This is a genomic window from Synechococcus sp. H60.2, from assembly GCF_047462315.1.
GTDB lineage: Bacteria > Cyanobacteriota > Cyanobacteriia > Thermostichales > Thermostichaceae > Thermostichus.
Window position 1 is genome coordinate 40,618 of the sequence record NZ_JANSIZ010000009.1, and the last position, 10,634, is coordinate 51,251.

At 58.8% G+C, this 10,634-nt stretch carries 11 protein-coding genes and 1 tRNA gene; 6 read left to right on the top strand and 6 right to left on the bottom strand.

Annotated features, from left to right (window positions below; genetic code table 11):
- Positions 1-44: 44 nt before the first annotated feature.
- From mgtE to ureG, 5 genes are all read right to left on the bottom strand, one after another.
- A complete protein-coding gene (gene mgtE / locus NW845_RS02630) occupies positions 45-1,412 on the bottom strand; it encodes a magnesium transporter (RefSeq protein ID WP_414336797.1) in 1,368 nt (455 codons plus the stop codon).
- Positions 1,413-2,092: 680 nt separating this feature from the next.
- Positions 2,093-2,172: transfer RNA gene (locus NW845_RS02635), tRNA-Leu, on the bottom strand.
- Positions 2,173-2,221: 49 nt separating this feature from the next.
- The gene (locus NW845_RS02640; protein ID WP_414376701.1) at positions 2,222-3,736 is read right to left on the bottom strand and encodes a hypothetical protein; all 1,515 of its coding nucleotides are present in this window, start codon (positions 3,734-3,736) and stop codon (positions 2,222-2,224) included.
- Positions 3,737-3,773: 37 nt separating this feature from the next.
- Positions 3,774-4,559 carry an urease accessory protein UreD gene (locus NW845_RS02645; RefSeq protein WP_414376703.1) on the bottom strand — a complete coding sequence of 262 codons (786 nt, stop codon included), beginning with the start codon at positions 4,557-4,559 and terminating at the stop codon, positions 3,774-3,776.
- Positions 4,556-5,206 carry an urease accessory protein UreG gene (gene ureG / locus NW845_RS02650; protein ID WP_414376705.1) on the bottom strand — a complete coding sequence of 217 codons (651 nt, stop codon included), beginning with the start codon at positions 5,204-5,206 and terminating at the stop codon, positions 4,556-4,558. Before ureG ends, NW845_RS02645 begins: the two co-directional genes overlap by 4 nt.
- Positions 5,207-5,277: 71 nt before the next feature.
- On the opposite strand from ureG, the gene NW845_RS02655 reads away from it, so the two are divergent.
- Together NW845_RS02655 and NW845_RS02660 are read left to right on the top strand one after the other, a co-directional pair.
- Positions 5,278-5,529: a hypothetical protein gene (locus tag NW845_RS02655; protein WP_414365362.1), complete on the top strand. Its 252-nt coding sequence runs from the start codon at positions 5,278-5,280 to the stop codon at positions 5,527-5,529.
- A 203-nt stretch (positions 5,530-5,732) separates the two neighbouring features.
- Positions 5,733-6,290 carry a carboxymuconolactone decarboxylase family protein gene (locus NW845_RS02660; RefSeq protein WP_414337178.1) on the top strand — a complete coding sequence of 186 codons (558 nt, stop codon included), beginning with the start codon at positions 5,733-5,735 and terminating at the stop codon, positions 6,288-6,290.
- Here NW845_RS02660 and NW845_RS02665 read toward each other — a convergent pair.
- The gene (locus NW845_RS02665) at positions 6,287-6,610 is read right to left on the bottom strand and encodes a DUF3288 family protein (RefSeq protein WP_414335221.1); all 324 of its coding nucleotides are present in this window, start codon (positions 6,608-6,610) and stop codon (positions 6,287-6,289) included. The genes NW845_RS02660 and NW845_RS02665 overlap by 4 nt on opposite strands.
- A 173-nt stretch (positions 6,611-6,783) precedes the next feature.
- Between NW845_RS02665 and NW845_RS02670 the strand changes: the two genes are divergently transcribed.
- From NW845_RS02670 to ndhI, 4 genes are read left to right on the top strand one after another with little or no spacing between them, the layout of a single operon-like run.
- Complete coding sequence (locus NW845_RS02670) at positions 6,784-7,968, top strand: NAD(P)H-quinone oxidoreductase subunit H (protein WP_414365381.1); 1,185 nt, start codon at positions 6,784-6,786, stop codon at positions 7,966-7,968.
- A gap of 30 nt (positions 7,969-7,998) precedes the next feature.
- Entirely contained in the window at positions 7,999-8,202 is a 204-nt protein-coding gene (locus tag NW845_RS02675) for a hypothetical protein (RefSeq protein ID WP_414365360.1), read from the top strand.
- 60 nt (positions 8,203-8,262) lie between these two features.
- A complete protein-coding gene (gene nuoH, locus NW845_RS02680) occupies positions 8,263-9,384 on the top strand; it encodes an NADH-quinone oxidoreductase subunit NuoH (protein WP_414376707.1) in 1,122 nt (373 codons plus the stop codon).
- Between the two features lie 29 nt (positions 9,385-9,413).
- Entirely contained in the window at positions 9,414-10,031 is a 618-nt protein-coding gene (gene ndhI, locus NW845_RS02685) for an NAD(P)H-quinone oxidoreductase subunit I (protein ID WP_414376709.1), read from the top strand.
- The last annotated feature ends 603 nt before the right edge of the window (positions 10,032-10,634 follow it).

The following is a 10,634-nucleotide window of genomic DNA, read 5'->3' on the forward strand; positions in this document are numbered from 1 at the left end:
TAGCCTGGGAGCCGAAGTTGGACTGCAAGGGGAAAAGAGCGGCCTCAGAGCTCGACTTCAACGCCGACCAACCAAGCTACCAGGGTGAAATACACCCAGAGCCCGGTGAAGTCTTTGATGGTGGTGATGAAAGGGTCTGCCCCGGGAGCGTGGTCAAAGCCCAGCTTTAAGAGGATCCAGGGCAGAATCGCTCCCAGAAAAGCTCCCAAAGTCAACACAATGGCCATAGATAGGCCCACTGCGAGACCCAACTGTGGGATCCCATTGGGTGCTCCCTGCCAGAAGTAAGCAATCACCCCAGCCGCAACCCCTAGAATGACACCAATAATGCCGCCAATACTGGCTTCTCGCAGCAAGTAGCCAAGAAACTGCTTCACGTTTATATGGCCCCAGGCGAGACCACGGGCAAAGATGGTGGTGGATTGGGTGCCAACATTGCCGCCCATATCCATGATCACCGGGATGAAGACAGCCGCCGCTGTAACTGCCTGCAACACTTCCTCAAAGGTTTCAATCACTCCCCCCACCAACATGCCGCCGATCAGGGTGATGATCAAAAAAGTGAGGCGCAAACGCACAGAATACCAGCGGGATCCCTTGACCAGCCGCTCGCTCCACACCTTATCGCGGCTGAGCAAGCTAGCCACCCCGGCCTGGGCCAAAGCCGCATCCGTAGCCTCCTCTTCCACCAAGTTGATCACATCCTCAAAGGTGATATCCCCCACCAAGCGCCCTTCGCTGTCTACCACCGGAATGGCCGGCAAGCCGGAATCCTTAAGCAGGCGGGCTGCTTGCAAATCTCGATCGGTAACCCGAGCAACAATATCCGATCCTTCGATCAGCTCCCGAATGGGTAGGTCGGGATCCACTTTCACCAGCCGCACGGTGCGCACCAGACCTTTGTAGAACCGCTGGTCATCGACCGCAAAGATGACATCCAGCTCGTCGTCCCCCAGTTGGGAGTCGCGCACGCTGGCCAAAGCCGCCCCAACGGTGAGGGTATCGCGCACCGCCAAGTAGCGCAGGTTCATCAGCCGACCGGCACTGCGCTCCGGGTAGTTCAGCAGGATATTCACGGCTTCACGGGCTTCTGGGCTGAGGTTGGCGATCAGCCGCTTGGTAACTTTGGCCGGCAGCTCCTCAAATAGACGCACCCGCTCGTCTGGGGGTAGGGCTTCCACCAGCCGGATCACCTCTGGGTCTTCCATGCTGCGGATGAGATCGGCCTGTTCTTCGGGCCGCAGATACTCAAATACCGCCATAGCTTTGTCTTTTTCCAACAGGCGAAAAGCCAAAACCCGCTGCCGTGGAGAAATCTCCATTAACTGCTGCACCAGCTCGGCAATAGGGGCACGATTGGCCGCTCGCTTGGCGGCTTCCAAAGAGGCGGGAGAGAGAAGATCGCGAAGCATGTTTTGCCGCATAACAAACCTCCGAAGGTTGAAGTTAGCCGGATAAAAGACCCGGAGGGCAACGGCCAACTCGTGCTCCAAAGCTCATGGGAGCCCTGAAGCTGAACGCCTCACAAAACCTTAGATCCGACTCGAAGCCCAAAAGCCCAAGTCGATAAAAGGGATCCCCTGGCCCACGAACACCTACAAAAGCCAAAGCCAGGGGAAGTCCCCTTTGAAGCACTCCTGATTTTCCCTTTTCCGATGCTCAGGTCGAGCTCTGCTCAGCCCATCTGTTCGTCGCCGACCGAGAGAGCCACCCAAGCCAGAAGCTATTTGAGAAAGCTCTCCTGCCCCTTCGCGTTGGCGAAACGGGATCCTCTCAAGCGACGACTGAAGCTGTCAGCGGGAAAAAGGAAGACACCAGTAGGATGTAGGTCTCCAAGGATTTGATCCCCGAAGAGCGATCCTTGCCGGCCAGTGCTACAACTGCCAGAAGCGTCCATGGTGTTGAACGTTTTCCTCCAAGAAAGTTGAACCGGAATAACCCGGACAGCCTGAAGAGGATCTCTTCAGCCCTTTTTAGGCTAGTTGCCAAAGGGGGATCCCGTCAACCTTTTTTCCGTTCCTTGCCTATCTCGGTGGCAGCAGCCGCTTCTCAAGGGCTAACGCCCAGACCGGAGTCACTGAGCTTTTTGCCATGGGCAAGGTCGGATTCGAACCGACACGGTTTCCCGCCGCATTTTGAGTGCGGTGCGTCTACCAGTTCCGCCACTCGCCCGGACTGGAACCATTATCCTACTGAACCGGTGGAACCTCGTCAACCATCCCTACGCACCGCGGGCTTGCTGCAGTTGTTGAGCTTTTTGCCGCAGCTTGCGGGTTTGCTCCATCACTTCCTCCAGATCTTCGTGGGAGAGGCGCTCCACGTAGTTGATCTTAATCTCTTCCAGCAAGTCTTGTAACAGGGAGCGGATCTCATCCAGCGCATGTTGCTGGGTGAGTTCGTTGGCCAAGACTTCGCCAAAGCGCCGCAACAGTTGGGCCGCCAACTGGGAGCCGACGGGATCCTCGAAGCTGTGGGTCAAGGTTTTATAGGTGGTGGTGGTCAGCTCGCTGGCCAGGCGCTCCGTCAGTTGGCCGGGCAGGGATCCGAGGCCGGGTAGCCGTTCCAGGGTTTGCAGGGCGGGGAGTTGTTTGAGCAGGCCATCCAGGTTGTAGCGGAGCAATTGCTCCACCTCCGGCTGAACCTGGGGCAGGACGCGGTAGAGGACGGTGCGAAAAACCAGGTTGGCAATGGCTTCCAGCTCGTTGATCTCGTTGAGGTCGATGTAGCTGCGGGAGGGATCGGCTGCCGGCAACAGGGGCAAGGATCCCCGCTGGATGGATGCCTGGATTTGGTTGATCACCCGCACGACGATGACCTCGGTCAGGTCTTCGGCGAAGTTGGTAACAAAGCCTTGGCTCACCTGGGCGCGGATCCGCTCCAGATCCAGCAACTGCGCCTGTCCCAGCCGGATGGTAACGGGGATTACCCGCAGCCAGCGCCAAAAGGGCAACAGCAGCAGCACATCGTACCAGCGCCAGAGCATGGCATCCAGCCAATTGACGCCGGTGTAGCGACGGCTGATGGCCACCGTGCGCAGCACAAATTCCAGCCCAAACACCAAGGCAAAGGGAAAGTCCAGCAGGGGGAAAAAGTCCACCGGGTTGCCGCTCTCGCCGATGGGGCGGGAGTAATTGGTCTCGAAGAGGGGGCGCAGCCGGGCCTGGAAAAATTCGATCCCGTCTTTGGGATCGACGCTGGCCAAGTATTCGGCAGTCCAGAAGCGGGCGAAGGCAGCCTTGGCCGAGTCGGCTTCGGGGATGTGCTCCCGCATCAAGTTGAGGATGCGCACAAACTGGCCGGTTTTGTTGGCGGCCTGAAAGGGGTTGGTCTCGATCATCTCGTCGCTCAGTTGCCGCAGGCGGGCTAGGATCGGTGCCGCTGCTTCCGACTCCACCCCAAAGCGCAGGGTGACCTGGCGCAGCTCATCCACCAGGGCCAAGTAGCGCTGGGTTTCCGGGTTGGGCTCAATGCCTTTAACCGGGTCGTACAGGTCGGTTACCGGGGAGCGGCTGGTCTGTTGGGAGAGGATGGGCAAGGGAATGGGAGGGCCAAAGGCACCGAAGATCTGCACCCGCCCCTGGAGCCAGAAGTCTCGCCAGGGCACGTAGCTGAGGTCGAAGAGCACCAAGCACAGGTTGCCCAAAGCCAGCACGGCCATTCCTTTTTCGTAGAGGAGGAGCCAGCGGCTTCGCCCCTTGCGGACGGAACGTCTGATAATGCGTCGAGCGGCGTTCATGATCTCGTGCAACGGGTTGGGCTAAGCCAGCCCTAGCCTACCACCCCTGGTTTGAGCTTCTCTTGGCCGGGGCAAGCTGTTGCACAACTTGGCCAAACTGCTGCCAGATGGCCTCTGCCTGTGGCCCCACCTGGCGTAGGATCCAGCCCTGACAGATGGGATCCGGCGACCGCAGCAGCCAGTGGTGCGTATCCGTCGGCCACTCCGGCTCTGGCCAATCCCCCAGTAAGTACAGGGATCCCCAGCAGAGATGGGATCCCAGCACCGACGCGGCGGAGATATGCTGGTGGGGAAAGCGCAGGTCTAGGTGCTCCTGCAGCCAGAGTTTGCTCCCGTCTGTGGAGGCGGGGATCCCGGCAGCGACCCAAACCCGCAAGCTGCTGGAAAGGCGCCGAAACTGCCAGCATTCCCCCATGGCCAGCCGCCCGGCTGTCCAGATCTCGGCATAGGCCAAGCGGGCACTGGGATCCAGCTCGATCTGCACCTGTTGGCGGAAGTCTGCTCCTGCGCCCAGAATGGTCGGGTGAGGGATCCAGATCAGTTGGCTGGTGGGAGCCAGCTTGACCTTGGCCTGTTGCCGGCTCAGGCCGGGGTGGAGGCGGGTTGCCCCTTGGGTGCGAATTTCCAGCGCTGCGCCTGCCCCCAGCTCGATGGCGATGTGGTGGCGATCCCCGCCCAGCAGTCCACCATTGGGGTTGCGTAGGTAATAGAGTGGCGGCTCACCCGGGGATCCCAGCCATTGCAGGGGGGCCTGAGAATACTCCCAAATGCGAGTCTGTTGGCCTTGGCGGCTGATCTTCAAGAGGGCCTTGCCGAAGTTCACAGGTGGCTCATAGAGGTAGAATCGGCCTGGATGGAGCGAAAGAGCACCTCCCGCTCCAGCCAGCTCAGGATCTGCTCCAGCCCCTCGCCCGTGCGCAGGTTGGTGAAGACAAAAGGCCTGTCCCCCCGCATGCGGCGGGCATCCCGTTCCATCACCCCCAAGTCTGCCCCTACGTAGGGCGCCAGGTCGATCTTGTTGATCACTAGCAGGTCAGAGCGGGTGATCCCCGGCCCCCCCTTGCGCGGGATCTTGTCCCCTTCGGCCACGTCAATAACATAGATGCAGGCATCCACTAGCTCTGGGCTGAAGGTGGCTGCCAAGTTATCCCCCCCCGATTCCACCAGGATGAGATCCAGGGGACAGAAGCGGCGCTCCAGCTCCTGAATGGCATCGAGGTTGAGGGAGGCGTCTTCCCGAATGGCCGTGTGGGGACAGCCGCCGGTCTCCACGCCGATGATCCGCTCCGCTTCCAGCGCCTTGGCCCGCACCAAAAACTCGGCATCTTCGCGGGTATAAATATCGTTGGTCACCACGGCCAAAGACAGGTGATCCCGCAGCGCCAGACAGAGCTTTTCCACCAGGGCGGTTTTTCCGGATCCCACCGGGCCGCCAATGCCAACCCGTACCGGCTGAGCAGTCTGCACCATTGTGCCCGACCTCTGATACTTGAGGCTCTTTTTGGGCATTTTAGAACCAGGTGCTCGCAAGGGATCCGGGTATGGTTCGACTTTTGGTGGCAACTGCCGTGGTGCTGGTGGGCTTTTTGGTTGTGAACCGCCTCTATCGCAACCCGCTCGGTTCAGAGCCGAGGCCGGAACAGGCCAGCCCTGAGGCCGCCCAGCAAGGAATCCCCCAGGGAGGGCCGCTGCAGATCTACCAGTCGCGGGAACAGCTCCAGCAAACCCTCAATCAAGGGGCTACGGCCACGCAGCAGCAGGTGGAGGCCCTCGAGCAGTCCTTGGGGAATTGAGTTGGGGCTTGCAAACAGGGCTGCTGTCCGGCTTGACGGTGGGGCCGGGAAAGCCCGCACCCAAAGTTGTCAGAAGGCTTGAAGCTCACTCCTCAGTGGGAGCAGGGATCCCTGAGGAAACAGCCAGGGCAGCGGAGTGGAAGGCTTGGGCGGATCCCCCAAACGCGCTAAAGTCGAGAATGCTGCAATTTTATAGATCATCCATGCGGATCCCTCCTGTTCCCCCAGAAAAAGCCGATAAGCAACTGCAGAAGGTTTACGAAAGCCTGGAGAAAACCTACGGCACCGCCCTCAACCCGCTACAGGTGATGGCCCATAAGCCACAACTGATGCGGGCGGTGATGAACCTTTACGGGGCGCTGCACACCGACAACCCCAACCTGCCCGAAGAGCTGAAGGAGCTGGTCAGCATCCGCATTGCCCAGATCAACGGCTGCCGCCACTACTGCCTGCCCTACCACACCCTGCAGGCGCAAAAACACGGAGCTAGCCCGGCCAAAATTGCGGCGGTGGCCCAGGCCCGCACCAGCACCCTCTACACCGAGGCGGAGAAACTGGCCATCGAGTACGCCGAGCGCATGACCGTGCCTAGCATGGTGGTTACCGATAGCTTCTTTGCCCAACTCAAAGCCATCTGGTCGGATGAAGATCTGGTGGAGCTCTCGGCCTGGATCGGCTTTATGAACTTCTGGACCAAGGTCATCGCTGCTTTGGATGTGCCTCTGGATCCTGTTTTTGCGGAGCAACTCCAGGCCTCCTAGGCCCAGTCATCTCGCGTGCTGAAGCTGCGATCGTACACCTGGCCGCGAGCGTGGATCTGGCGGGTGCGGGCAAACAGCTCCTCTTCGCTCAGGCCCCACTGTTCCAGGATCTGATCCAAATCCTGCTGCAGATCCCAGGCGCCAGGGAAACCTTGATAGCGGATGCGCAGACGGGCGACTTCGGCCAGCACCCAATCGGAGGGAGGGTTCTCCCGAGCCTGCGCCATCAGCTCATCAAGCACAGCCCTGTCGGTAGCATATAGCGGATGCTGTTGCTCCCGCCGAGATAAGCCATTCGGGGGTGAACCAGATGCCGCCATCCCTCTCCTTACCTTTCTTTAAAACACTCTAGCCGAACCCATTAGGGGATCCTCAATGACGAAAATTGGGATCCCTGATGGCCCGAGAGATCGAGGAACCGCGGGAAAGCCGTTATACTGCAAATGTTGCAGACCATAAACATTCTTCAGTTGCGGAGGCGGCGGCTATGCCCATGCCCATGATCGAGACCCGTACCGACCGGATGCTGCTCAACTTTGGGCCGCATCATCCCTCTATGCACGGGGTCTTGCGCCTGCTGGTCACCCTCGATGGCGAAAACATCGTTGATTGCGAGCCCGTGATCGGCTACTTGCACCGCGGCATGGAAAAAATTGCCGAAAACCGCACCGTGGTGCAATACCTGCCCTACGTCTCTCGCTGGGACTACGGCGCTGGCATGTTCAACGAGGCCATCACCGTCAACGCCGTCGAGAAACTGGCTGGGATCCCGGTGCCCCGGCGGGCCAGCTACTTGCGCGTGATCATGTTAGAGCTGACCCGCATCACCAATCACCTGCTCTGGTTCGGCCCCTTCTTGGCGGACTTGGGTGCCCAAACCCCCTTCCTCTATGCTATGCGGGAGCGGGAGTGGATCTTGGATTTGTTTGAAGCCGTCACCGGCATGCGCCTCATCAACAACAACTACTTCCGCGTCGGGGGCGTAGCGGTGGATTTGCCCTACGGCTGGACGGAAAAATGCCTCGATTTTTGCGAGTACTTCCTGCCCAAAGTAGATGAGTACGAGCGGCTGGTTACTGACAACCCCATTTTCCGCCGGCGGCTGGAAGGGGTGGGGGTCATCTCCAAGCAGGATGCCATCAACTGGGGGCTATCTGGCCCCATGCTGCGCGCCTGCGGCGTCAACTGGGATCTGCGCAAGGTGGATCACTACGAGTGCTACGACGACTTCGACTGGGAGGTGGCCGTTTACCCAGAGGGGGATTGCCTGGCCCGCTATCGGGTGCGCATGAAGGAGATGCGCGAGTCCTGCAAAATTGTCCAGCAGGCGGTGAAGGCTCTGCCCGGTGGCCCCTTTGAAAATCTGGAAGCCAAACGCATGCTGGAGGGGCCAAAGTCAGAGTGGAACAAAGGTGATTACCAGTTCATCAGCAAAAAACCCTCGGCCAACTTCAAGATCCCCAAAGGAGAGGCCTACGTGCGGGTGGAGAGCGCCAAAGGCGAGCTGGGCATTTACATCGTCGGCGACGACAATGTCTGTCCCTGGCGCTGGAAAATTCGTCCGCCTGGCTTTGTCAACCTGCAGGTGCTGCCTCAGCTCATTCGCGGCATGAAGGTAGCCGATATGATCGCCATTCTGGGCAGCATCGACATCATCATGGGGGAGGTGGATCGCTAAAATACCGCTAGGAAAGCGAGGATAAAGGCGATGGCCTGGGCGATCTTGGTTCTGCCGCTTTTGATTGTTGCAACTATTGCCGCAATCATCGGCCCCAAGCAATGGGCCAAGTACCAAGAAGAAAGGCGTCGCCGCGCCGAGCAGCTATCTGATGCTCGCCTCCAGGCCATCATTCAGCAGGAGCTACGCCGCCGCCACCGTCCCTCTCAGTCGGATCCCAACGGCAAGGCTTAGTTAACGACACGGGATCCAAGGTTTTTTTGACCCACCGTCTTTAGGGAGCTACTCAACCCCATGACAACTGCCGGTATCGATCTACAGCTCGGCTTTGAGACTGCCCTGCAAAACTTGGGCTTGAGCCCAGGCGTCGCTCATGCCCTCTGGATGCCCCTGCCCATGTTGCTGCTGGTCATCGCCGCCACCCTAGGGGTGATGGTGATGACTTGGCTGGAGCGCAAGATCTCGGCAGCAGCCCAACAGCGGATTGGCCCCAACATGGCTGGCCCCCAGGGGGTACTGATCCCGATTGCCGATGGCATCAAGCTCTTGACGAAGGAGGATGTGCTGCCCAGCCTGGCCGACCCGGTTTTGTTCACGCTGGGGCCGATCTTGGTTTTCCTGCCGGTCTTTTTGTGTTACCTGGTGGTTCCCTTCGGCCAAAACCTGTTGATCTCCAACATCGCCATCGGCGTCTTTTTCCTGATCGCCACCTCCAGCGTGCAGCCCATTGGCTTGTTGATGTCCGGCTACGGCTCCAACAACAAGTATTCCCTGCTGGGGGGGCTGCGGGCGGCAGCTCAGTCGATCAGCTACGAGCTGCCCCTAGCTCTGTCGGTGCTGGCGGTAGTGCTGATGAGCAACGGCCTAGACACCGTGGGGATTGTGGAGCAGCAGAGCGGGCTGGGGATCCTCAGTTGGAACGTCTGGCGGCAGCCGATTGGTTTTGTCATTTTCTTGATCTCGGCCCTGGCAGAAACGGAGCGGATCCCGTTCGACTTGCCGGAAGCCGAGGAGGAGCTGGTGGCTGGCTACCAAACGGAGTACTCCGGCATGAAATTTGCCCTGTTTTATCTGGGATCCTACGCCAACCTGCTGCTGGCTTCCCTAATTGCGGCGGTGTTGTACCTGGGTGGCTGGTCGTTTGTGGTGCCGGTGGAGACGATCGCCGCCTGGCTTGGGATCCCGTTGGACAACCCCTTTTTGCAGATCGGCGCGGCGGTCTTAGGGATTCTCATGACGATGGTCAAGGCTTTTATCTTCGTGTTCTTGGCCATCCTCTTGCGCTGGACCTTGCCGCGGGTGCGCATTGACCAACTGTTGGACTTGGGGTGGAAATTTCTGCTGCCTGTCTCGTTTGTGAACTTGCTGTTGACGGCAGCCTTGAAACTTGCCTTCCCCGCCTTTTTCGGGGGTTGAATGAGAGTACAAGAGAGAGGAAAGCGACCATGACTTTTCTAAAGCGAGTTGGCGAATACGTAAGCGATGCTTTCAAAGCGGCCAAGTACATCGGCCAGGGGATGGGGGTGGTTTTCGACCACATGAACCGCCGGCCCGTAACTGTTCAGTACCCCTTTGAGAAATTGATCCCCTCCGAGCGCTTTCGGGGACGCATTCATTTCGAGTTCGATAAGTGCATTGCCTGCGAGATCTGTGTTCGGGTTTGCCCCATCGACCTGCCGGTGGTGGACTGGGTCTATAACACTGAGCTGAAGAAAAAAGAGCTCTATAGCTACAGCATTGATTTTGGAGTGTGTATTTTCTGTGCCAATTGCGTCGAGTTTTGCCCCACCAATTGCCTCTCGGTTACCGAAGATTATGAGCTAGCCACCTACGACCGCCACGAACTGAACTACCATCAGGTGGCGCTGGGCCGTCTGCCTTCCAAGGTCACGGAAGACCCGATGGTAACGCCGCTGCGGGAGTTTGCCTACCTGCCCAAGGGGGTGATCGATCCCCATGAGCTGCCTGCCGGATCCCAGCGAGCTGGCAAGCGACCGGAGGAGATTCTGGCGGAAATGAGAGCTGCCAAAGAGGCGAAAGCGGCCAAGGCTGCCGTGGAATAGGGATCCCCTGCACTCAGCACTGCTGTCCCTCACCCCCGACCCCTCTCCCAGGAGGAGAGGGGATCTGGATTCTGCTTTAAGAAGGTGTTTTGTGGCTACTATGGCTGTTTAAACTTGTGGGGCTCACTTGTCTGCAAGGTAGGGAAAAGTTTTCTGGATCCCTGAGTCAAGAACTTGAATGGGGGCGTCCAGGACGGATGGATGCCAGCTTTAGCCAACCTCAGGGAAAGGAAAAGGTAAACCTGCCTGCCGAGCCAGGAGAGGTAGCCGCTCCGCTGAAGGTTTGTGCGGCGCTTCCGCTTTTGCGAACTGTTACGGTAAAGGGAATGGGATCAGTTCCTTTGGAGCAGCGTTTGAACAATTCCACTGCCACGACGTATGAGCCTGTAGGAGGAGCGGAAGCCCAAAAGACATTTTCAACAGGGCTCGTTGTGACTTCAACACACTCGCGATTGGCATCTGCCTCTAGCGTCCCGCCAGAAGGAATGCTTGGCTTTAAGAAAAACACCGTCTGCTGCGTGGGATCCGTAACAAACAGGTTTAGGTCATCAATAGTCTTCCAGGTCAGGGTGATCTGAAGTGGGGGGGAAGTCTGAGTTGGGG